Consider the following 20,982-nt stretch of genomic DNA (forward strand, 5'->3'; position numbering starts at 1 on the left):
GTGCGCGCGGGATGAGAGCGGTGCCCGATCTCCCTCGCTGGCTGGGACTTGCCGGCCTGCTGCCGCAGATCGCTCTGGTCGCCGCGCTCTATGTCGGACCTCCGGAATGGTACGAAGCTGCCGTGCTGCTCGCCTATCTCTACGCGGGGCTGATCTTCGCCTTTCTGGGTGGGACCTGGTGGGGCATCGCCGCCTGCGCACCCGCCGCACAGCGTCGCCGCACGCATGGCTGGGTGTGGATCGCAGCCGTCCTGCCCAGCCTGATCGTGTTCGCCGGGCTGGTCCCGCCGCTGCTGGGTTCGCTGCCGATCGAACCATCGCTGGTCGCGCTGGGCGGGGGCCTGCTGATCAGTCCGGCGGTCGATGCGCGGCTCGGGGCGCTCGCGCCGCGCTGGTGGATGGGCCTGCGGCTGCCGCTGTCGGTCGGGCTGGGCGCGCTGACGATCGGTGCCGCGCTGGCCTAGTCTTGGCGTGCCACCCCCGCACGATCGAGTTCGGGCCGCAACCGCCCGGTCAGCCACAACCACCACATCTTGAAATCCGCCGCCAGGCTCCACAGCGGATAGGTGAAGGTGGCGGGGCGGTTCTTCTCGACCGTGAAATGCGCGATCCAGGCGAAGAAATAGCCCGCCAGCGGAAGCGCCAAGAGCAGCAGCCACCGCCCGCTCAGCAGCGCCGCGATGGCGAGCGCCACCACGAGCGTCGTCCCGATGTAGTGCAGCATTCGCGTCCGCGGCCGGGAATGTTCGCGCAGGTAATAGGGCCAGAATTCGGCGAAGCTAGTATAGAGGCGGGCCATCGCCGGACAATGAGGGGAACCTCGGCGCCGGTCAATCGTCGAACGCGGGACCCATCAACCGAGGGAACAATTCGGTTTCCCGACCGTGATAAACAAATGTTATCTGCAAGCTTCCAACCGATTATCGAGCGCCGGACAGGATTCATCCCGTGAAAGACCACACCGACCCCAGGGCATCGCGCCCGGCGCAGTCCTACACCGCCTTCGACGAGCCCGGCGATCGCATCGGGGTCGAGCACGCCGCGGATGCCTTTCCGGGTTCGCCCGGCATGCTGTTCAAGCAGGCCATGGCGCAGACCCGGATGTCGATCTGCCTCACCGATCCGCATCTCGAGGACAATCCGATCGTGTTCGCCAATCGCGCCTTTCGGGAGCTGACCGGATATGAGGACGACGAGCTGGTCGGTCGCAACTGCCGCTTCCTGCAAGGGCCCAAGACCGATCCGGCGCCGATCGCCGCCATGCGCGAGGCGATCGCCAACGAGGACGTGGTGATCGTCGAACTGCTCAACTACCGCAAGGATGGCTCCACCTTCTGGAACGCGCTCCACCTGGGCCCGATCTACGACGAGACCGGCAAGCTCGCCTATTTCTTCGGCAGCCAGTGGGATGTCACCGATCTGCGGGTGGCGCGGGCGGAGGAGCAGCACGCCCGGATGATGGCGCGCGAGTTGTCGCACCGGATGAAGAACATGTTCGCGGTCATATCGGGCATCGTAAACGTGACGGGGCGGATGCGCGGCGTCCAGCGCGAAGCGGCGGAAATCAACGATCGGATCCAGGCGCTCGGCCGCGCCTATGAAACCACGCTGGACGATGCGGCGAGCGGCACGATCGAGATCGGCAACGCGATCCATGCGATCCTCGACCCCTACGGTCGCAAGGGTGCCCCGCTCGAACTGACGGGCAATGGCGCCCGCGTGCCCTTTTCGGTGGTTTCCATCGTCGGCCTCGTGCTGCACGAACTTGCCGCCAATGCGACCAAATACGGGGCCTGGGTGACCGATGCCGGCTCGGTCCGCGTGGACTGGAATTCGCCCGGTCCCGACGAGACGCTGATTATCGAGTGGTCCGAAAGCGGCGGGCCGCCGATCGATCCCGGTTCCATCGAGTTGGGCACCGGCAGCGCCATCGTCGACCGGATCCTGCGCGCCGCATCGGGCAATATCGAGCGCCGCTGGAACTCCCTCGGCTTCGAGGCGATTGTTACCATACCGCTAGGGGGATAGGACCGGGATTTGAGCGACACACTTACGATCTTGCTCGTCGACGACGAACCGCTGATCCTGATGGATCTCGAGATGGCGGCCGAGGACCGCGGCTTCGAATATGTCAGCGCGCCTTCGGTGGAGCGGGCGCTGGCGCTGATCGAGGGGGGCAACCCCGCGATCGATCTGGCGATCCTGGATTTCACCTTGCTGCACGGCACCGACTGCCTGCCGATCGCGCGCCGGCTCGAGCAACGCGGCATCCCCTACATCGTCCACTCGGGCGATCTCGATCGCAGCGAGGAAGGCCTCGGCGAATTGCGCGCCGTGCTCGTGCCCAAACCCGCGCCCTCCGACAAGGTCATCGGCGCGGCACTGGTCGAGATGCGCAGCGGCGGCGACCACGGTGCGCCGCTCGCCGCTCATTAGGGCATCCGGTCAGAACAGGCCCGGAACCTCGCGCTGCGCCGCGTTGGGACGCTCGGGCTGGAGCAGCACCCGGCGGTCGCCGACACGCTGGAGGCCGCGGTCCTGCCCGCCGGCAATCGCCGTGCAACTGCGACCTGCGAGGTAGTCGAGCGCAACGCTGATCGAGGCTTCGGCCGGATCGCCGAGTTGGTTGAAGATGCCGTCGTTGGCAGCGCAGGTGTTGGGCATCACCGGAGCCAGGCCGCTGAAATACTCGCCCTGATCGGCGGCATTGGTGGTCTTGAAGGCCACCGCCCGCAGACGGTCGTCGCACGCCGAGCGATCGAACGCGAACTGCCCGACCGGCTTGCCGTATGTGTTGGTCCCCACCAGCGCCAGATCGGTTCCGAGATAGGGGATGAAGGAATTGGTCACCAGCTCGCTTGCCGAGGCGGTGCCACCGCGGCCGATCACCGCGACCCTGGTCGCCGCGATTGCCTCCGGCTGCGCCTGGAACAGTTCGGTTTCGTTCTCCGCCGCTTTGGACGGGCGCAGGATGGTCTTGCTGAAGACCTGCCCCTCGCGCCCGCGGGCCATCAGATCGCCGAGCAGTTCGGCGACCGAAACCAGCCCGCCGCCATTGTAGCGCAGATCGAGGATGACCTTGTCGATCCCGGCGCTGCGGAATTGCGCAAAGGCGGTGCGTAGCTGCGGACCGGCGTCTTCGACGATAAAGGTGCGCAGATTGATATAGCCGACCTGTCCGGTCCCATCGGCGAGGATTCGCACACCGTAACGGTCGGAGATCGGATCGAGCGAGAACTCGGTCTTGGCGATGGTCGCGCTGCGCTGCACGCCGCCGACGTCGCGGAAGCCGAGCGTCCGGCTCACCCCGGGATTCGAAGGACCGAGGGCATCGATGACCGCGCCGGGTCCACCTGCGGCCATCAGGCTGGCCACCGTCGCTCCATCGATCGAGAGCAATTCGGTGCCGCGATCGATCCCGACGGGCAGGGCTGGCGCGTTCTCGAAGGATTCCAGGACGAAGACGCGATTGGCGCCGGTATCGTAGCCCAGTCGCACGCCGAAGCCGGCGTTCGACCCGCTGTTGATCAGCTCGTTCTCCTCCTCGATCGAGGTGATGTAGGTGAAGAAGCGATCCTTGTTCTGCGCGCGAGCCGGCGCGACCAGAGCATCGATATAGCTTTGCAGGTCCGTATAAGCGGCCGGATTGACGTTGGAGGCCAGCAGATCGGGAAAGAGATACCATTCGTCGAGCACGTCGCGGACGAATTGCTGGCGATTGGCGAGCGAACACGGATCGCTGGCCGTCCCGCCGCCGCCGGAGCTTCCCGTGCCTCCGCCCGCCGTCGGTGCGGTCGGCGAACTGCCGTCGCCACCGCAGGCGGCGAGCGCGACGGCAAGCGTGGCGGACAGAAGCGTGCGAGCAATCGTCATGGATGCGACTCCGGGAATAGGGCGGCAAGATGCCGTAACGAGGCCAAGGCATCCCGAGGCTGCCGAAACAACTCCCCGAGAGCGAGCGTTAGTGCCAAACAGCGGAGGATCAGGCAAGTTCGCGCTGCCCCAACGGCCGAATTGCAGGATTCCGGGGTAAAAACCGTGCATATTCCCCCACAGGGCATGGTTTCGTGGCAAGAGGACGCCCACACGGAACGGATGAATCGAAGGAATTTCGCATGAGTGGCGCTGCGTGGCTGGATAGCGCAGTCGGTGGTCCCAAGCCCGCCGGCGATCTGGTGATGGCCCGGGTGGGCTCCGAGAAGACGCTCGGTCGCTCCGGGTTTGCGCTCAAGAGCCCGGCATTCGAGCATGGCGGCGAACTGGATCCCAGCTTCACCGCCTGCGAGGAGGCCTCGGTCGCCCCCCCGCTCGAATGGACTGCGCCTCCCCCGGGTTCGCAGGAACTCGTCCTGATCGTCGAGGATGTCGACGGGCCCGAGGGCAAGCCCAATCTACACTGGCTGGTCTGGGGGCTGGCACCACAACGCGGCAAGCTGCTCGAGGGCGAGGCGCCGCCGCGCGTCGGAAAGAACGCGCTGGGCAATTCCGAATGGCTGTTGCCCAATCCGCCGATCGGCGACGAGCACCGCTATGTCTTTCAGCTGTTCGCGCTCGATCTGCCGCTGACCACCATGCCCGGCGCGACGCTCGATCAAATGATCAAGCAGATCGACGGCCATGTCACGGCCTGCGCGCTGCTGACCGGGCGGTTCGAGGGGCATGAGATCGAGGAATGGGATGTCGCTGACGATCTTTGAGCAGGCGATCTTCGAGAAGAATACCCGGAGACCGGCGAGCCGGCCCGGGAATACAAGCAAGACTGACCGAGAAAGGAACTACAATGGCTGGTAAGAACAACGCCCTGCAGAAACCCGTGACGCTGTCGCCGGAGCTGGAGAACGTGGTCGGCAAGGGTCCGATGACCCGCGCTCAGGTGACCTCGAAGGTGTGGGAGCACATCAAGGCGAACGATCTGCAGGATTCCAAGGATCGCCGCATGATCAACCCCGACGACAAGCTCGGCGCCGTGATCGGCAAGGAGCAGATTTCCATGTTCAAGATGACGGGCGCCGTCTCGAAGCACATGAGCTGAACGCACTACCGGCGGCGGAAGGGCCAGTCCAGGACGCCGCCGGTCCACAGCGCCAGCCACACCAATAGCGGCTGCGCGAACATCCGCGGGATGTGATAGGCAAGGCCGAGCCCGCCGTCGCCGCGCGTCATGTCGAGCGCGAAATGATTGATGTTGGCGGGGAAGACCATGACGGCGTAGAGCGCAAGGCCCATCGCGCCCAATCGACGCAGCTTCGCCGACCAAGGCTGCACCAAAGCCGCTGCGCCGAATAGCTCAGCAATTCCGGTCCAGAACACGACCGCATCGGGCAGCCACACCCAGGCCGGCATGATCGTCAGGAACGGCTGCGGCGCGGCAAGGTGCAAGATGCCGGCCGCTGCGTAGCCGACCGCCAGAAACACGCGAAGCGCCCGTCGAGCGTTCATCCTCGGCTATGGAGTAGGCAGCCTTCGCCTGCTGGCAAAATCACCAGAGCGATGCTTGCGAGGTCGGGCGAGGAAATCGGGCCGAAGAGCGCGCTACCGACACTTGCGCAATTCAATCGTCGTCGTCGGCATGTTCCGGGAGTCCGTCGAGATCGGTCGAGGCATAATCCTCCAGCTCGTCCTCCGACATGGAATCATACATCTGCTTGGATGCCCTTGCAGGTCCGAGACCTTGGTGTCGCCGCGCTTGGCGGAGAGGGCGGCGCCGGCGGCGCGTTGCTGTGCTTTGGATTTGGCTGGCATTAGCTGTTCTCCGCTTGAAGTTCGCTGCCAAGCTTGAGGACCTCGTCCCCATCGTCCTGTTTGATCAGATACGCCGGGTTGTCGCTGTCGCCATTCCTGGTGATCTCGCTACCCTTGAGGGTACGGGTAACGTCGCGCTCGAAACGTTCCGCGATCTGCCCGGTCGCGGTTCCGCTGCCCCAGTTCCACCGGACATGCTGCCCGGTCTGAAAGCTGTTGGAATTGCTCATCTCGGATCTCCGCTTGGTGCAGAAGATCAATCGCTTCGGCGCGTCCAAGGTTCCGAAAAGTCCCGAGCCCGTTGTTCGGGGCAAGCGGGCATCGGGTTACGCGGGCGGGGGGTTACGCGGGCGGTGCGATCAGTTTTCGATCGTATCGAGCGGCGTCTCGGGCTCTTCGCCGGGCGATTCCATCTCGGTCACGTCTTCGCCGATGATGGAATCGGTCTGGTTGCCCTCGTCTTCATCCGTGGCGGCTTCGATCGTCCCACTGACTGTGGCTTCTTCCTCGACATCGCCTTGCGTCGCGGCGCCGAAGATCCAGATGGCCGACAGCAGCACGACCGCCGCGAGAGTGCTGACCACCAGCACCCAACGAACCACGCCTTCCTTCGACCCGCCGCTGGCTTCGGTCTCGGAGACATGAACTTCGTTTCCATCATTGTGCATCGGGATACGCTCCTGCTTTCGTCGTTTGCGCGCGTCGGTTTCGTCCAACGCGGGCTGGATCACTCATGTTACCTTTGGCCGCTGGCGTCAATCGCGCAGCAGATCGTTGATCGCGGTCTTCTCGCGCGTCTGGGCGTCGACCGTCTTGACGATCACCGCGCAGGCCAGCGAAGGGCCGCCCTCATGCTCTTTGGGGGCAGCGGGGAGGGTGCCGGGCACCACGACCGAGTACGGCGGCACCGCACCGCGGGTGATCGCGCCGCTCGCACGATCGACGATCTTGGTCGACTGGGTGATGAACACCCCCATGGCGATCACCGAACCCTCGCCGACGATCACGCCCTCGACGATCTCCGAACGCGCTCCGATGAAGCAATTGTCCCCGATGATCGTGGGGTTGGCCTGCATCGGCTCGAGCACGCCGCCGATCCCCGCTCCGGCCGAGATATGGCAGTTCTCGCCGATCTGCGCGCAGGAGCCGATCGAGGCCCAGGTATCGACCATGGTCCCCTTGCCGACATAGGCGCCGATATTGACGAAACTGGGCATCAGCACGCATCCCGGCGCGATATAGGCGCCCTGCCGGGCGATCGCGCCGGGAACCACGCGGAAGCCGGCGGCGGCAAAGCGCGCATCGTCCCAACCGGCGAATTTGCTCGGCACCTTGTCATAGGCCGGATGGCCTGCCGAGCCGCCTGCCATAACCCGGTTCTCGTTGAGGCGGAAGGACAGCAGCACGGCCTTCTTGAGCCATTGATTGACCTGCCAGCCGCCCTGTCCGTCGGGCTGGGCCACGCGCGCTTCGCCGCTGTCGATCAGCGCCAGCGCAGCATCGACCTGTTCGCGCACGGCGCTGCTCTGCGGAGTGATCGCGGCGCGGTCTTCCCAGGCCTGTTCGATGGCGGCGGCGAGTTGCTGGGTCATGGTGGGCCTGTCCTTGATGGATGGAATGTCGGGCGTGCTGTTAGGGGGCAGCGGAGCAAGGGGCAAGCCGCGCTCCGCCATCCTTGCCTTGCGCGCCGGGGCAAGGCCTTATGCCGTCGTTAACCCACCGGCCATGCCTTCGCGCCTAGGTACGATGTGAAAGGGTATGCAGATGTCGAGCGGTCACAAATCTTGCGTTGTTCTTCGCACCGGGGCAGCACTCGCACCGCTCGCCTTGCTGGTCGCATGCGGCGGCGGCGGATCGGGAGGCATATCCAGCACCCCTGTGCCGCAACCGACACCGACCCCTACGCCGACACCAACACCGACACCCACACCCACTCCAACGCCCACCACGAACTACAACACCGAGGAGTTCCGGCTGTCGGACGGCCCGGACCAGCACGGTGCGGTCACCGCCTGGACGCAGGGAACCACCGGGAAGGGCTCGCTCATTGCGATCATCGACACCGGGATCGACCGCGACAGCCCGGAGTTCCTCGGCCGCATCCATCCCGACTCGCGTGACGTAGCCGCCGATCGCGGGTTCGAGGCGGAGGACGATCACGGCACCAACGTCGCGCTGGTCGCGGCGGCGGCGCGCAACGACAGCGGCGTTCTCGGTATTGCCTTCGATGCGGACCTGCTCGTGCTGCGCGCGGATCGGGTTGGGAGCTGTGCGACCGACACGCCCGACGACACCGCATTGGGCTGCAATTTCCTCGACGACGACATCGCCACCGGGATCGACCAAGCGGTGAAGTCGGGCGCTTCGGTGGTCAATCTCAGCCTCGGTGGCGGCAATCCCGGCTCGCGGGTTCTCGCCGCCGTCGCGCGCGCATCCGCAGCGGGCGTGGTGGTGGTGGTCGCGGCGGGCAATTCCGGGGACGGGAGCACCAGCGGAGTCGACCCCGGCCAGCCGACCGACTTCGCGCGCGGTATCCGCGATGCTGGCGGCGACAACGTCATCATCGTCGGTTCGATAGGCGAGGGTTTCCAGCTATCGAGCTTCAGCCAGCGCGCTGGCAGCGAAGCGGACTGGTATCTGACCGCCCGCGGCGAGCGCATCTGCTGCGTCTATGAGAACGGAGAGGTCTTCGTCGGCCAGGATGCGGACGGCAGCTTTCGCCTGCTGTTTTCGGGCACCAGTTTCGCCACCCCGCAGGTGGCGGGGGCGGTGGCGCTGCTCAGACAGGCCTTCCCCAATCTGACGGGCCGCCAAATAGTGGAAATCCTTCTCCAATCGGCGCAGGATCTGGGAACGACCGGGGTCGATGCGACCTATGGCCGCGGCAGTCTCGATATCGCCGCCGCTTTCGCGCCCAGCGGCACGACCACGCTCGCGGGTGGCACCACTATCGTGCGGATCGGGGAGACCGCCGCCGTCGGCTCCGCTGCGATGGGCGACGCCTTCGCGGCGCCGCAGAATCTGCAAGCCGTGCTGCTCGACCAATATCGCCGCGCCTATGGGTTCAACTATGGCACGGGCCTGCGCGGCGCGGTGCCCGACTTCAAGCTGCACGGCGCGCTCCAGCAAGGGCACCAGCATCTGGCGCTGGGGACCGAGCGCCTATCGCTTGCCTTCACCGTCGACGAGCGGCCGTTCGATGCGCAGACCAGCATGGCGCGGCAGCTCAATCTCACCGCCAGCGAGGCCGAAGGCGCGCGGGTGCTGGCGGCCCGCGTGCTGGCGCGGATCGCGCCGGATGTGGAGGTCGGCTTCGCGCTGCGCGAAGGGGCGCAGGGTCTGACCGCGCAATTGCAGGGCTCGTCGCAACCCGCCTTCCTGATCGCGCACGACGCGACCGGCGATACCGGGTTCGCGCGCAGCAGCGACGCCGGCTTTGCGCTGCGGCAGCAGTTCGGGAGCTGGGGCCTCACCGGCAGCGCAGAGACCGGCGAGGCCTGGCTCGGCAATTACCGCGACGGACGCGATATGCTTGGCACCCCGCGCGAACGGCATGCCACCCGCAGCTTCGGCCTGTCCGCCGATCGCAGCTTCGGTCCGCTCGACACCGTGTTCGGCCTCACCTGGCTGCAGGAGGATGCGACCATGCTGGGCAGCTTGCTCGCCGACAGCTTCGGCGCGAACGGCGCGGACACGCTCTTTCTCGACACCTCCACCGCGATCGATCTTCCATCGGGCTGGCAGTTGGGAGCGAGCTATCGTCACGGCTTCACCCGCCCGCGCGAGAGCGGGCTGATCGCAGCGAGCTCGGGATTCCAGAGCAACGCCTGGTCGCTCGACCTGTCGCGCGGCGATCTGTTCGCCAGCGGCGACAGCTTCGGCCTGCGTCTCGCGCAGCCGCTGCGGGTGACCGGTGGCGGGATCGATGTGACGCTACCGGTGAGCTACGATTACGCTGCCCAGACCGCCGGTTTCGGCACCCGCCGCCTGTCGCTCAGCCCCACCGGGCGCGAGACCGTCGGCGAGGTCGGCTGGCGCGGCCCCTTCGCCCATGGCCGGGCCAGCGCCAGCGTCTATTATCGCACCGATCCCGGCCATTACGCCGCCGCCCCCGACGATGCGGGCGTGGCGGTCACCTGGCGCAAGGGGTTCTAGGCGGGCATCCCGGCGCGCAGAGCGAACTCATGCGCGCGCTGGACCAGCGGAACCACGCGTTCGCTCATCTCCTTGGCATGAGCGGATGACGCCGTTCCGTCGATCACGCGCTTCTTGATGCCCTGGATGATGCCCGCGAGCCGGAACAGATTGTAGGCGAAATACCAGTCCATCGGCGGAACCGGGAATCCGGTGCGCGCGACATATCGCTCGACCGCTTCATCCTGCGACGGAATGCCGAGTTCGGCGAGGTCGAGCCCGAGCAGCCCGGCGCGGCCATCGCCCGGATTGTGCCAGTTGAGCATGAGATAGCTGAAATCGGCGATCGGATCGCCCAGCGTCGACAATTCCCAGTCGAGCACCGCGAGCACCCGCGAGGCGTCCTTCTCGAAGATCATGTTGTCGAGCCGGTAGTCGCCATGGACCACGGATGACTGATGCTGCGGCGGGATCGTCTGCGGCAGCCATTCGATCAGCCGGTCCATCTCGGGGATCGTCTCGGTTTCCGACAGTCTGTACTGCTTCGACCAGCGGCCGATCTGGCGCGCGCAATAATCCTCCGACTTCCCGAAGTCGCCCAGGCCGATGGCGTCGGGATCCTTCATGTGAAGGTCCGCCATGGTATCGATCATCGCGTGGTAGATCGCCCGGCGTTCTTCGGGTGTGCTGTCGGGCAGGGCGCCGTTCCAAAGATTTCGCCCATCGGCCAGCCCCATCACGAAGAACATCGAGCCGATGACCTCGGGATCCTCGCACAGCCCGTAGGTCCTCGGCACCGGGAAGCCGGTGGGCCCCAGTGCCGCCATCGCCTTGTACTCGCGATCGACCGCATGGGCGCTGGGTAGCAGCTTGCCGAACGGCTGGCGGCGCAGCACGTAGGAAATGCCCGGCGTGTCGATCCGGTAGGTCGGATTGGACTGGCCGCCCTTGAACTTCGAATATTCGATGGGGCCTTTAAACCCCTCGACATTCGCGGCAAACCATTGGCCAAGCCGGTCCAGATCGAGCCGGTCGTTGTCGGTCACCGCGACGGTGCCGACCATCTCCTTGTCGAAATCGATCGCCATCAGTCGAACACGATCACGCTGCGCGCCGAATGGCCGTTGCGCATGGTGTCGAACCCCTTGTTGATATCCTCGAGCGCAATGCGTTCCGAGATGATCGTGTCGAGATCGAGCAGACCGCGCATGTAGAAATCGACCAGCCGCGGCAGATCGACCGGGAAGTGGTTCATTCCCATGATCGCCCCCTGGAGCTTCTTGCCGCTGAGCAGATCCATCGCCCCCAGCCCGACCTTGCAGTCGAGCGGCATCATCCCGAGGATCGTGGCCATGCCGCCGCGGCGCAGGATTTTCACCGACAGATCGGCGCTCGCCTGGCGGCCGACCGCTTCGATCGCGTGATGGACGCCGCCGCGCGAGATCTTCATGACCTGCTCGACCGCATCGTCCGCCATCGCGTCGATGGTGTGGGTCGCGCCCAGCACCTTGGCCAGCTCGCGCTTCTCGGGGATCGGATCGATCGCGATGACCTGGCCCGCCCCGGCGATCCGCGCCGCGTTGATCGCGGCGAGACCGACCCCGCCGCAGCCGATCACAGCGACCGATTCGCCGGGCACCACCGAGCAGGCGTTGAAGACCGCGCCCGCGCCGGTCGTCACCGCGCAGCCGATCACCGCCGCCCGGTCGAGCGGCATGTCCTTGTCGATGGCGACGCAGGCATGTTCATGGATCAGCATCTGTTCGGCGAAGGCCGACAGATTCAGCATCTGCGCGACCGTCTCGTCGCCGCCGGCACGGGTGATGCGCGGTCCCTGGGTCTGGTCGCGGCGGGTGTCGGCACCCATGCACAGCGCCATCCGGCCGGTGACGCAGAACTCGCAATGGCCGCAGAAGGCCGAGAGGCAGGTGACCACATGGTCGCCCGGCTTGACCGTCTTGACCTCGGAACCGACCGCGCGGACCACGCCCGCCGCCTCGTGGCCCGGGATCGCGGGCATGGGGTGCGGATAGGCGCCGTCGATGAAGTGCAGGTCCGAATGGCACAGCCCGCAGGCCTTCGTGTCGATCAGCACCTCATGCGGCAGCGGATCGGCGAGTTCGACCTCGCCGATCGTGAGCTTGCCGACAGACTCGAGAATTGCAGCCTTGGCCATCAGCGAGTTGCTCCCATGTCGCCAGAGCTCATCCGGTCGTCGTTCCGAGCCGGTCCCTTACCGTCGCGCAGGGCATTAGCGCTGGGACCTTCCTGCGGCGCGTGCTTGGCGAATTCCATCCGCGCGATCGAGCGGGCGTGGACCTCGTCGGGCCCGTCCGCCAGCCGCAGCGTGCGCTGATGGGCGTAGGCGTTGGCGAGCCCGTAGTCGTTCGACACGCCGCCGCCGCCATGCGCCTGGATGGCATCGTCGATGATCTTGAGCGCCATGTTGGGCGCCTGGACCTTGATCATGGCGATTTCCTGCTTGGCGCTCTTGTTGCCGACCTTGTCCATCATGTCGGCGGCCTTGAGGCACAGCAGGCGGGTCATGTCGATGTCGATCCGGGCGCGTGCGACGCGTTCCTCCCAGACCGAATGCTTGTAGATCGGCTTGCCGAAGGCTTCGCGTTCCTGCAGCCGCCGGCACATCTTCTCGAGCGCTTCCTCGGCCACGCCGATGGTGCGCATGCAGTGATGGATGCGGCCCGGCCCGAGGCGGCCCTGCGCGATCTCGAAGCCGCGGCCTTCGCCCAGCAGCATGGCCGAGACGGGGACGCGGACGTCCTTGAGCTCGACCTCCATATGGCCGTGCGGCGCATCGTCATAGCCGAACACCGGCAAATGGCGCAGGATGTTCACGCCCTTGGCGTCGTTGGGCATCAGGATCATCGACTGCTGCGCATGGCGCCCGGCATTGGGATCGGTCTTGCCCATCACGATCGACACCTTGCAGCGCGGATCGCCGAGGCCGGAAGACCACCATTTGCGCCCGTTGATGACGTATTCGTCGCCATCGCGCTCGATCCGGGTTTCGATGTTGGTGGCGTCGGAGGACGCGGTGAAGGGCTCGGTCATCAGGAAGGCGGAGCGGATCTCGCCGTTCATCAGCGGAGTGAGCCAATCTTCCTTCTGCTCGCGCGTGCCGTAGCGGTGGAACACCTCCATATTGCCGGTATCGGGGGCGGAGCAGTTGAAGACCTCGGAGGCAAAGCCGATCCGGCCCATTTCCTCGGCGCACAGCGCATATTCGAGATTGGTCAGGCCGGGGCCTTCGAACTCGTAGCTGTCGTCGACATGATGGTGGCTGTCGTTGCGCGGCGGCATGAACAGGTTCCAGATGCCCTGGTCCTTCGCCTTGGCTTTCAGCTCCTGAACCACGGGGATCACCTTCCAGCGATCGCCCTCGGCATCCTGTTCGCGATAGGTCGGCACCGCCGGGCGGACATGGTTGGCGATGAAATCCCTGACCCTGTCGCGCCAATAGACCTGCCGTTCGGTGGGTTCGAAATCCATATCCGCTATCCTCTCTCGTGAAATTCGTTGCTCGATGAAACTGGCAGAGCGGGCCCGCCGCGCCAAGCGAAAACCGGGTCCGGCGCTAGGGCGGAGTGGCCCCGGCATCGATATCGGCGCGCGCGGCGCTGTCGAGTGCCGCAAGCCTCGCCTCGTGATCTTCGCGGCCGATCGGGAAGCGCGCCAGCCAGAACGCGGCGAACAGCGCCAGCGCAACCGACATCCCCAGATAAAGCAGGATCATGCTGGCAAGAACAGGCTGTTCGACCGTGCCCGGCGCGGAGTTGGTCGGCAATTGCGACAGGCCGATGATCTGGCCGGTCACGAAGATGCCGGCGCCGGTCGCGCATTTCTGAATGAACCAATTGCCCGCATAAAATGAACCCTCGGCCCGCCTGCCGCTGCGCTCCTGGAACGCCTCCACGATCTCGGCAATCATTGAGGAGGCCGAGATCATCATGACGATGCCGAACATATTGGCGAACAGCAGGAAGCCGAAATAGAGCAGCGTGGAGGTCTGCACCGCTGCGAGTGCGCCGGTCGCGCCCGGTTCCGGTGGCGCGCCGACTTCGGGCCAGAGGCCGGCAAGGAACAGCAGAAACGGGGTCGCGATCAAGATCACGCTGACGATCGCTCCGATCGCCGCGGTCCTGGCCTTGCCCCAGCGGCGGTGCATCGGCCCGACAACGAAGAACATCATCACCACCGACAGGAACAGCACCACCGGATATCCGACCAGTTCGACGCTCGACATCTGCCAGACGAAAATGTTGAGATAATTGGTGATCGAGAAGGTCATTCCCTGGCTGACATAGGCCGCCAGACCGCCCAGCGCGAAGATCAGGAAGGCTTTTTCGCGAAAGGCGTCGACGATTTCCGAAAAGGCAGTGCGGATGGTGAAGGGCGGCGGCTTGTGCGCGGGCAGATGCGCCACGAGCTTGTGCTGCCCGATCGCCGAGCCGACCACCGACACGAAGATCAGCAGCGCACCGAAGATGCCGAAGTAGCTGTAACCGCCCGCCTGCAACAGCCCCTCGGAGCCGGGCATGAAGACGGTGTATGCCAGCAGCATCATCACCAGCCCGCCCATCCAGCCGAATAGGTAGCGATAGCGGAACAGCGTCGTGCGCTCGTCGTAATCCTGCGTGATTTCGGGCAGCAGGCTGACCGAAGGCACCTCGCAGGCCGACAGCAGCACGCGCACGGTCACCGCGATCCCGAGCAGTTCCCAGAAACCGGGTGTGCCGTCGATGGTGGGGTTCCACAGCACCGCCCAGGCCAGCGCCAGCGGCAGCGCGGCGGCGTAGAGCCACGGCAGACGGCGCCCCCAGCGGGTGTAGGTCCGGTCCGACAGATTGCCCAGGATCGGATCGACGAAGGCATCCACGACCAGCGCTGCGGCCAGCGCCAGGCTGACCGTCCCGGCATCCATGCCGAGCACCTGATTGTAGAAGATCAGCAGGAAGAAGCTGAAGCCGCTGTCCTTCACCCCGAAGGCGACCGCGCCGAAGCCGTGGATGATCTTGAGCCGCTGCGGGAGCGGGCCGGTGACGAAGCTCATGCCTTGGATTCGCTCACCTGCTTCTCCGCCGCCTCCGCCATCGCGAGCAGCGCGTCGAACATCTTGGGCGCATCCTCGTCCCAGCTCTCGCGCGGGCCGATCGTGATCCCGCCATCGACCAGCAGCGAGGTGCCGTTGACGAAGCCAGCCGCCTCGCTCGCCAGAAAAGCGACCGCCTCGGCGATGTCGGCGGGCTGACCGCCGCGCTTCACCGGCTGGGCATTGCTCGACATCTGCGCCAGAACGCCCTTGGCAATCGCCTTGGCCTCGCCCGAGATTTCGAGCGAAGAGGTGAAGATATCGGTGTTGATGAAGCCCGGCTGCACCGCGTTCACCCGGATCGAATGGCGCGCAAGATCGGCGGCGGCCAGCTTGGTGACATGCAGCACCCCCGCCTTGGCGACGGCATAGGCGGTCGGCGAATAGCCGGGCCCGACCGCGGCGACGCTGGAGACGTTGACGATGCTGGAGCCGCCGGTCCGCGTCGAGGGCCGTCCGATCATGTGCGGCACGGCGTAACGGATCCCCATCGCGACCGAGCGCAGCAGCAGATCCATGGTCGCATCCCAGTCGGCGGGCTCGATCTCGTCGATCGGCGCGCGCGCTCCGCCGGCCCCGGCGTTGTTGAGCAGCGTGTCGATCCCGCCGGTCTCGCTCGCGGCGAAATCCATCAGCGAACGGATCGCCTCGACATCGCAGACGTCGCATTGGCGGAAGCGGATATCGCCCTCGCTTTCGCGCGCCAGTCTTTCGCCGCCTTCGGTGTCGATATCGGCGGCAATGACCACGGCACCCTCGCGGGCAAACAACCGGGCGCTCTCAGCCCCGATGCCCGCTGCGGCGCCCGTCACGACCACGGTTTTTCCCGAGAATCGCACTCTTTTCTCCCACTCTCTCTGGCCGCGCAGCTTAGGGCTGAGGGCGCGCGGGTCAACGCAAACCGGCTGACGCTACGGCATGGCGCTTCATCGTCATTGCCCTTGCGGCGCGGGTGCGAATCGACCTAACGTTAACGTCAAGAGACGAGGCACCGAGAGGAGAGACTGATGTCCGATCTGGAAGGATTCCGCAGCAAGGTCCGCGACTGGCTGGAAGCGAACTGCCCGGCCGAAATGCGCCAACCGGTCCGCGACGAAGGCGACGTCTATTGGGGCGGCCGCAACGCCAGCTTCAAGAGCGATGCGCAGAAGCAGTGGTTCGAGGCCTGCCGCGACAAGGGCTACACCGTCCCCGAATGGCCCAAGGAATACGGCGGCGCCGGTCTTTCGCCGGCGGAGGGCAAGATCCTGCGTCAGGAAATGGCGCGGATCGACGCGCGCCCGCCGCTCTCGAGCTTCGGCATCTGGATGCTCGGGCCGGCGCTGCTCCACTTCGGCACCGAGGGCCAGAAGCAGCGCTTCCTCCGCGAAATCGCGAATGGCGAGATCCGCTGGTGCCAGGGCTATTCGGAACCGGGGTCGGGCTCCGATCTGGTCTCGATGCAGACCTTCGGCGAAGACAAGGGCGATCACTGGGTGGTCAACGGCCAGAAGATCTGGACCTCCTACGCCGACGAAGCCGACTGGATCTTCTGCCTCGTCCGCACCGACAAGGAGAACAAATACCAGGGCATCACCTTCATGCTTTTCGACATGGCGGGCGAAGGGGTGAGCACCAAGCCGATCAAGCTGATCAGCGGCAACAGCCCGTTCTGCGAAACCTTCATGGACGATGTGAAGGTGCCCAAGAGCTATGGCGAGGGCATCCCCGGCTATGTCGGCGAGATCAACCGCGGCTGGGACGTGGCGAAATATCTGCTGGGTCACGAACGCGAAATGATCTCCGCCACCGGCGGCGGCGACCGCGCGTCGTCCCTGGGCGCGGTGAGCAGCCGTCAGGGCGAGTTGGACCCGGTGCTGCGCGCCGAAATGGCGATGTTCGACGTCGATGCGCTGTCCTTCACCGCGATGAGCGAGAAGTTCATGGACGAGTTGAAGGTGGGCAAGGGGCATCCCGCCCAGCCCAACATGCTCAAATACGCCGGGACGGAGCTGAACAAGCGCCGCCACGAGCTGATCATGGCTGCGGGCGGCAGCACCGCACTGGAGTGGGAGAGCGAGGAGACCGCCGGTGGCAAGCCAGCGCGCAGCTGGCTGCGGACCAAGGCCAATTCCATCGAGGGCGGGACCAGCGAAGTGATGCTGAACGTCATTTCCAAACGGATTCTCGACCTTCCGGGAGCTTAACTGCCGTCACCCCAGCGAAAGCTGGGGTCGCGGTCGATACGATCCGAACCCTGCCGAACCAGATCCCGGCTTTGCGCGGGATGACGAGAGAGGAAGAGGCGAATGCCACTTTATCACGACGACGATCAGACCATGCTGGCGGAGAGCGCCAGCCAGTTCATGTCCGAACAGGGCAACACCCAGAAGCAGCTGCGCCACTGGCGCGACCGCGATTGCAAAGACGGTTTCGGCCATGAGCTGTGGAAGCAGTTCGCCGAGATGGGCTTTACCGGCATCCTGGTCGGCGAAGACCACGGCGGGCTCGGGATGGGCCATGTCGAAGCGGGCATCGTGCTCGAGGAAATCGGTCGCAACCTGACCCCGTCGCCCTTCCTCACCAGCTCGGTGCTGGCGGCGACCGCGCTGGCGCATGCGAGCGACGATGCCAAGGGCCGCTGGCTTCCCGGCATGGTCGAAGGCGAGAAGGTCTATGCCATCGCCATCGACGAGGGCGCCAAGCATCGCCCGGAAACGATCCGCACCAAGGCCGAGAAATCGGGCAACGGCTTTAAGATTTCCGGTCAGAAGGACTTCGTGATCCACGGCGCCAGCGCCGACATGATGATCGTCGCCGCGCGCACCTCGGGCGGCGACAGCGACGAGGATGGAATCACGCTGTTCGCGGTCCCGAAGGACGCGAGCGGGATGAGCCACGACGCGGTCCGGCTGGTCGACAGTTCGGTCGCGACCCACACGAAATTCGACGGGGTCGAACTCGACGGCGACGCGGTGATCGGCGAGGTCGATGGTGGACGCGCTGTGCTCGACGCGATGCTCGTAGCCGGACGTGTCGGTGCCGCCGCGGAAGGCGTGGGCGTAGCTCGGGGCGCGATGGACATGACCGTCGACTATCTCAAGCAGCGCAAGCAGTTCGGCAGGCTGATCGGCGAATTCCAGGCGCTCCAGCACCGCGCCAGCCATCTCTATTCCGAGGTCGAAATCGCCCGCGCGGTGGTGATCAAGGCGGCGCAGCTGCTCGACGGCGGCAGCGAGAAGGCCGATTTGATGGCTTCGGTCGCCAAGGCCAAGGTCGCCAAGGTCGCGGGTCTCGCTGTGCGCGAAGGCGTGCAGATGCACGGCGGCATCGGGATGACCGACGAATACGACATCGGCCTCTACATGAAGCGCGACCGGGCGCTGCAGGAGTTTCTGGGCGACCAGTACTACCACGCGGGCCGCGTCGCCGAGATGAGCGGCTACTGATCCTAAGCACCTCCCCTTCAGGGGAGGGGTTGGGGTGGGGGCTGTGCTGCTGCTGCCCCACCCCGTTGCGACTAGGCGCCGCTGCGCGACGCCAAGTCTCACTGCCCCTCCCCTGAAGGAGAGGGGGTTTAGAAGGAGAACACAGATGAACCTCAACGACCTTTTCAGTCTCGAAGGGCGTACCGCGCTCGTCACCGGCGGCAGCCGCGGCATCGGTCGGATGATCGTCGAAGGCTTCCTCGCCGCCGGGATCGACCGGGTCTACATCACCGCGCGCAAGGGCGGAGAGCTGAACGAAACCGCCGAAGAACTGGGCGACAAGGTCGTCCCGATCCAGGGCGACATCTCGACCATGGAAGGGATCGACGAGCTGGTGGCGGAGATTTCCGGTCGCGAAAAGAAGCTCGACATCCTGGTCAACAATGCCGGCGCCGCCTGGGGGAACGACTACCTCGATTTCCCCGAGCAGGGCTGGGACAAGGTGATGAACCTCAACGTCAAGACGCCCTTTTTCCTGACCCAGAAGCTCCACACCCTGCTGACCGCCGCGGCCAGCCATCAACGGCCCGCCAAGGTGATCAACATCGCCAGCGTCGACGGGTTGCGGATCAATCCGTGGGAAACCTATTCCTACCAAGCAAGCAAGGCGGCGCTGATTCATCTCACCCGGCGCATGGCCGCGCGGCTGGTCCAGGATCATGTCTATGTGACGGCGATCGCCCCGGGAGCTTTCCCCTCGGACATGAACAAGGTCGCGCGCGATATGGGCGACGAAAGCGCCAAGGGTATCCCCAACAAGCGCGTCGGCGATGCTCTGGATATGGGCGGCAGCGCCGTTTATCTTGCCAGTCGCGCGGGCGATTACACAGTGGGCGAAACGCTCGCGGTGGATGGCGGGATCGTCAACGCCCACCTGCCGACCCATTTCGCCGATCCAGCCGGCGGGCGCTGAACTAGGCGGCTGCGCTTACCATCCGTTCGTCCGGCATGAGGATCGGGGGTAGGCCCTCGAACCGGGGCCGGGCGAGCAGATAGCCCTGAATGTAGCGCACACCCAGCGTGCGCAACGTCTCGAACTCCTCTGCGGTCTCGATGCCTTCGGCGATCACGCCGATGCCGAGCGAACGCGCCATCCGTACCACCCCGTCGACCACCTTGCGTTGCGGAAGGCATCCATCGAGCCCTCTGATGAGCGCCATGTCGAGCTTGATGTAGTCGGTCTGGAATTTGACCAGTAGGCCGAGCCCGGCATGGCCCGCGCCGAAATCGTCGATCGCCGTGCCGAAGCCGAGTTGCTGGTACGTCTCGATAATGCCGCGGACATGCTCGGTGTCGATCATCTCCTCGTTCTCGGTGAATTCGAAGATCAGCCTTTCGGTCGGGAAGCCGGTGGCCAGCGCAGTCTTGAGCGTCAGCTGGATGCAGGCGAGCGGCGAATAGACCGCATTGGGGAGGAAGTTGATCGACAGGCGTGCACCGGTGTCGCGGATACCCGCAGCCACCGCGCCTTCGATCGCCGCGACCCGGCATTTCTGATCGAAGGCGTAGCGGCTTTCCTCCGAAATGCTCGCCAGTACCTCGGCGGCCGGTTCGCCGTTGATGCCCCGAACGAGCGCTTCATAGACGAAGGGCTTGCCGGTCTCGACATCGACAATGGGCTGGAAGGCCATCGAAATGGCGAATTCGTGCAGTTGCGACCTGCACCCTTGGCATCCACTTTTCACGCGCAGCACTCCTAACGTACCGGCATTATAGCGGAATTATCTAACCTGGGATTAATACTTTGAATTATTTAACAATTATCAGTCATTGCGTGCCTCAGGCGGCGACGGTCACAGCATCAGTTCTCGCACGAAGGGGATCAGACCGGTCTGCCGCTGGCGCTTCATCCGCTCGGCGGCGAGAATTTGGCGCACCTTGGCGAAGCAGGCTTCGACATCGTCGTTGATGACCACATAGTCATAGCCGTCCCAATGGCTGATCTCGGCGCGGGCGCGCTCCATCCGGCTGGCGATCACCTCGGCCGAGTCGGTTCCGCGGCCCGTCAGCCGGCGCTGCAATTCTTCCAGGCTGGGGGGGAGAATGAAGACCCGGACCACATCCTGCTGGTCCTTCTGATAGAGCTGCTGGGTGCCCTGCCAGTCGATGTCGAAGAGGAAGTCCTGCCCGTCCTTGAGCGCCGACCGGATATGGCCCTTGGGCGTGCCATAGCGGTATCCGAAGACGGGTGCCCATTCGTAGAAATCGTCTTCCTCGATCATGACGTCGAATTCGCCATCCGAGACGAAGTGGTAGTGGACGCCTTCGATCTCCCCGGGGCGCGGAGGCCGCGTGGTGACGGAAACCGACAGTTTAATCTCTTCGTCGGCGCCCAGCAGCATCCGCGAAATGGTCGTTTTTCCCGCACCTGAAGGAGAGGACAAGATATACATCAAGCCGCGCCGATGCAGGGCGTCGGACTCTGGGTCCGTATCGATGTGCGGGTGCGAGCCGCTTGCTAGGGGGGGGTGAGCCATGGGGGCTGTTGCCCCATCGCGCCGTGGCAAATCAAGCCCTGTGATGGGAGGT

General features: G+C 65.2%; 22 protein-coding genes and 1 pseudogene. 9 read left to right on the top strand and 14 right to left on the bottom strand.

Features of this window, described 5'->3' with window-relative positions:
* The first annotated feature begins 20 nt into the window (after positions 1-20).
* Positions 21-464 carry a DUF3429 domain-containing protein gene (locus Q9K01_RS03645; RefSeq protein WP_422785282.1) on the top strand — a complete coding sequence of 148 codons (444 nt, stop codon included), beginning with the start codon at positions 21-23 and terminating at the stop codon, positions 462-464.
* Here the strand turns inward: Q9K01_RS03645 and Q9K01_RS03650 are convergent.
* Positions 461-799 carry an Mpo1-like protein gene (locus Q9K01_RS03650; protein ID WP_305928837.1) on the bottom strand — a complete coding sequence of 113 codons (339 nt, stop codon included), beginning with the start codon at positions 797-799 and terminating at the stop codon, positions 461-463. The genes Q9K01_RS03645 and Q9K01_RS03650 overlap by 4 nt on opposite strands.
* Before the next feature lie 149 nt (positions 800-948).
* Between Q9K01_RS03650 and Q9K01_RS03655 the strand changes: the two genes are divergently transcribed.
* Both Q9K01_RS03655 and Q9K01_RS03660 read left to right on the top strand, forming a co-directional pair.
* Positions 949-2,028 (top strand): PAS domain-containing protein, encoded by a 1,080-nt coding sequence (locus tag Q9K01_RS03655; RefSeq protein WP_305928838.1) that lies wholly within the window; start codon positions 949-951, stop codon positions 2,026-2,028.
* A gap of 9 nt (positions 2,029-2,037) precedes the next feature.
* On the top strand, positions 2,038-2,436 hold the full coding sequence (locus Q9K01_RS03660; RefSeq protein WP_305928839.1) for a response regulator: 399 nt from the start codon (positions 2,038-2,040) through the stop codon (positions 2,434-2,436).
* Positions 2,437-2,445: 9 nt separating this feature from the next.
* Here Q9K01_RS03660 and Q9K01_RS03665 read toward each other — a convergent pair whose 3' ends face one another.
* Complete coding sequence (locus Q9K01_RS03665) at positions 2,446-3,873, bottom strand: S41 family peptidase (RefSeq protein WP_305928840.1); 1,428 nt, start codon at positions 3,871-3,873, stop codon at positions 2,446-2,448.
* Between the two features lie 242 nt (positions 3,874-4,115).
* On the opposite strand from Q9K01_RS03665, the gene Q9K01_RS03670 reads away from it, so the two are divergent.
* Together Q9K01_RS03670 and Q9K01_RS03675 are read left to right on the top strand one after the other, a co-directional pair.
* Positions 4,116-4,697, top strand: a complete 582-nt coding sequence (locus Q9K01_RS03670; protein ID WP_305928841.1) for a YbhB/YbcL family Raf kinase inhibitor-like protein — start codon at positions 4,116-4,118, stop codon at positions 4,695-4,697.
* 83 nt (positions 4,698-4,780) lie between these two features.
* Entirely contained in the window at positions 4,781-5,032 is a 252-nt protein-coding gene (locus Q9K01_RS03675) for an SWIB/MDM2 domain-containing protein (protein ID WP_305928842.1), read from the top strand.
* A 5-nt stretch (positions 5,033-5,037) separates the two neighbouring features.
* On the opposite strand, the gene Q9K01_RS03680 is transcribed toward Q9K01_RS03675, so the two are convergent.
* From Q9K01_RS03680 to dapD, 5 genes and pseudogenes are all read right to left on the bottom strand, one after another.
* A complete protein-coding gene (locus Q9K01_RS03680) occupies positions 5,038-5,439 on the bottom strand; it encodes a DoxX family protein (protein WP_305928843.1) in 402 nt (133 codons plus the stop codon).
* A 190-nt stretch (positions 5,440-5,629) separates the two neighbouring features.
* Positions 5,630-5,742 (bottom strand): annotated as a pseudogene (locus tag Q9K01_RS15460) (DUF3008 family protein); the annotation flags it as partial.
* Positions 5,742-5,972, bottom strand: a complete 231-nt coding sequence (locus tag Q9K01_RS03690) for a hypervirulence associated TUDOR domain-containing protein (RefSeq protein ID WP_305928844.1) — start codon at positions 5,970-5,972, stop codon at positions 5,742-5,744. The pseudogene Q9K01_RS15460 and the gene Q9K01_RS03690, both read right to left, overlap by 1 nt.
* Positions 5,973-6,101: 129 nt before the next feature.
* On the bottom strand, positions 6,102-6,473 hold the full coding sequence (locus Q9K01_RS03695) for a hypothetical protein (protein ID WP_305928845.1): 372 nt from the start codon (positions 6,471-6,473) through the stop codon (positions 6,102-6,104).
* A 24-nt stretch (positions 6,474-6,497) separates the two neighbouring features.
* Positions 6,498-7,334, bottom strand: a complete 837-nt coding sequence (dapD, locus tag Q9K01_RS03700; protein ID WP_305928846.1) for a 2,3,4,5-tetrahydropyridine-2,6-dicarboxylate N-succinyltransferase — start codon at positions 7,332-7,334, stop codon at positions 6,498-6,500.
* A gap of 286 nt (positions 7,335-7,620) precedes the next feature.
* Here dapD and Q9K01_RS03705 point away from each other — a divergent pair, with 286 nt between their 5' ends.
* Positions 7,621-9,897, top strand: a complete 2,277-nt coding sequence (locus Q9K01_RS03705; RefSeq protein ID WP_305928847.1) for a S8 family peptidase — start codon at positions 7,621-7,623, stop codon at positions 9,895-9,897.
* Here Q9K01_RS03705 and Q9K01_RS03710 read toward each other — a convergent pair.
* The 5 genes from Q9K01_RS03710 to Q9K01_RS03730 all read right to left on the bottom strand — a co-directional run bounded on the left by Q9K01_RS03710 (position 9,894) and on the right by Q9K01_RS03730 (position 15,825).
* Positions 9,894-10,964, bottom strand: a complete 1,071-nt coding sequence (locus tag Q9K01_RS03710) for a phosphotransferase family protein (protein ID WP_305928848.1) — start codon at positions 10,962-10,964, stop codon at positions 9,894-9,896. The two genes, Q9K01_RS03705 and Q9K01_RS03710, sit on opposite strands and share 4 nt — an antisense overlap.
* A complete protein-coding gene (locus Q9K01_RS03715; protein ID WP_305928849.1) occupies positions 10,964-12,052 on the bottom strand; it encodes a Zn-dependent alcohol dehydrogenase in 1,089 nt (362 codons plus the stop codon). The genes Q9K01_RS03710 and Q9K01_RS03715 overlap by 1 nt, the downstream gene beginning before the upstream one ends.
* Positions 12,052-13,386 (bottom strand): acyl-CoA dehydrogenase family protein, encoded by a 1,335-nt coding sequence (locus tag Q9K01_RS03720; RefSeq protein ID WP_305928850.1) that lies wholly within the window; start codon positions 13,384-13,386, stop codon positions 12,052-12,054. Before Q9K01_RS03720 ends, Q9K01_RS03715 begins: the two co-directional genes overlap by 1 nt.
* Positions 13,387-13,471: 85 nt before the next feature.
* A complete protein-coding gene (locus tag Q9K01_RS03725) occupies positions 13,472-14,947 on the bottom strand; it encodes an MFS transporter (protein WP_305928851.1) in 1,476 nt (491 codons plus the stop codon).
* Entirely contained in the window at positions 14,944-15,825 is an 882-nt protein-coding gene (locus tag Q9K01_RS03730) for an SDR family NAD(P)-dependent oxidoreductase (RefSeq protein ID WP_305928852.1), read from the bottom strand. The genes Q9K01_RS03725 and Q9K01_RS03730 overlap by 4 nt, the downstream gene beginning before the upstream one ends.
* Positions 15,826-15,993: 168 nt before the next feature.
* Between Q9K01_RS03730 and Q9K01_RS03735 the strand changes: the two genes are divergently transcribed.
* The 3 genes from Q9K01_RS03735 (at position 15,994) to Q9K01_RS03745 (ending at position 19,366) form a co-directional block, all read left to right on the top strand.
* Positions 15,994-17,172 carry an acyl-CoA dehydrogenase family protein gene (locus Q9K01_RS03735; protein ID WP_305928853.1) on the top strand — a complete coding sequence of 393 codons (1,179 nt, stop codon included), beginning with the start codon at positions 15,994-15,996 and terminating at the stop codon, positions 17,170-17,172.
* Between the two features lie 102 nt (positions 17,173-17,274).
* A complete protein-coding gene (locus Q9K01_RS03740) occupies positions 17,275-18,414 on the top strand; it encodes an acyl-CoA dehydrogenase family protein (RefSeq protein WP_305928854.1) in 1,140 nt (379 codons plus the stop codon).
* Between the two features lie 145 nt (positions 18,415-18,559).
* Entirely contained in the window at positions 18,560-19,366 is an 807-nt protein-coding gene (locus Q9K01_RS03745; RefSeq protein ID WP_305928855.1) for an SDR family oxidoreductase, read from the top strand.
* Position 19,367: 1 nt separating this feature from the next.
* Here the strand turns inward: Q9K01_RS03745 and Q9K01_RS03750 are convergent, their stop codons facing one another.
* Both Q9K01_RS03750 and gmk read right to left on the bottom strand, forming a co-directional pair.
* Positions 19,368-20,147: an EAL domain-containing protein gene (locus Q9K01_RS03750; protein ID WP_479692271.1), complete on the bottom strand. Its 780-nt coding sequence runs from the start codon at positions 20,145-20,147 to the stop codon at positions 19,368-19,370.
* Between the two features lie 99 nt (positions 20,148-20,246).
* The gene (gene gmk / locus Q9K01_RS03755) at positions 20,247-20,930 is read right to left on the bottom strand and encodes a guanylate kinase (protein ID WP_422785283.1); all 684 of its coding nucleotides are present in this window, start codon (positions 20,928-20,930) and stop codon (positions 20,247-20,249) included.
* Positions 20,931-20,982: the final 52 nt, after the last annotated feature.

The sequence above is a fragment of the Qipengyuania benthica genome (assembly GCF_030717865.1).
GTDB classification, from domain to species: Bacteria; Pseudomonadota; Alphaproteobacteria; order Sphingomonadales; family Sphingomonadaceae; genus Qipengyuania; species Qipengyuania benthica.

Bases quoted from the DNA above. Each gene is read 5' to 3' on its own strand.
- Q9K01_RS03735 (WP_305928853.1), top strand. From the start codon at position 15,994: ATGTCCGATCTGGAAGGATTCCGCAGCAAGGTCCGCGACTGGCTGGAA.
- Q9K01_RS03740 (WP_305928854.1), top strand. From the start codon at position 17,275: ATGCCACTTTATCACGACGACGATCAGACCATGCTGGCGGAGAGCGCC.
- Q9K01_RS03745 (WP_305928855.1), top strand. From the start codon at position 18,560: ATGAACCTCAACGACCTTTTCAGTCTCGAAGGGCGTACCGCGCTCGTC.
- Q9K01_RS03720 (WP_305928850.1), bottom strand. From the start codon at position 13,386: ATGGATTTCGAACCCACCGAACGGCAGGTCTATTGGCGCGACAGGGTC.
- Q9K01_RS03690 (WP_305928844.1), bottom strand. From the start codon at position 5,972: ATGAGCAATTCCAACAGCTTTCAGACCGGGCAGCATGTCCGGTGGAAC.
- Q9K01_RS03675 (WP_305928842.1), top strand. From the start codon at position 4,781: ATGGCTGGTAAGAACAACGCCCTGCAGAAACCCGTGACGCTGTCGCCG.
- Q9K01_RS03710 (WP_305928848.1), bottom strand. From the start codon at position 10,964: ATGGCGATCGATTTCGACAAGGAGATGGTCGGCACCGTCGCGGTGACC.
- dapD (WP_305928846.1), bottom strand. From the start codon at position 7,334: ATGACCCAGCAACTCGCCGCCGCCATCGAACAGGCCTGGGAAGACCGC.
- Q9K01_RS03670 (WP_305928841.1), top strand. From the start codon at position 4,116: ATGAGTGGCGCTGCGTGGCTGGATAGCGCAGTCGGTGGTCCCAAGCCC.
- Q9K01_RS03665 (WP_305928840.1), bottom strand. From the start codon at position 3,873: ATGACGATTGCTCGCACGCTTCTGTCCGCCACGCTTGCCGTCGCGCTC.
- Q9K01_RS03650 (WP_305928837.1), bottom strand. From the start codon at position 799: ATGGCCCGCCTCTATACTAGCTTCGCCGAATTCTGGCCCTATTACCTG.
- gmk (WP_422785283.1), bottom strand. From the start codon at position 20,930: ATGGCTCACCCCCCCCTAGCAAGCGGCTCGCACCCGCACATCGATACG.
- Q9K01_RS03715 (WP_305928849.1), bottom strand. From the start codon at position 12,052: ATGGCCAAGGCTGCAATTCTCGAGTCTGTCGGCAAGCTCACGATCGGC.
- Q9K01_RS03680 (WP_305928843.1), bottom strand. From the start codon at position 5,439: ATGAACGCTCGACGGGCGCTTCGCGTGTTTCTGGCGGTCGGCTACGCA.
- Q9K01_RS03725 (WP_305928851.1), bottom strand. From the start codon at position 14,947: ATGAGCTTCGTCACCGGCCCGCTCCCGCAGCGGCTCAAGATCATCCAC.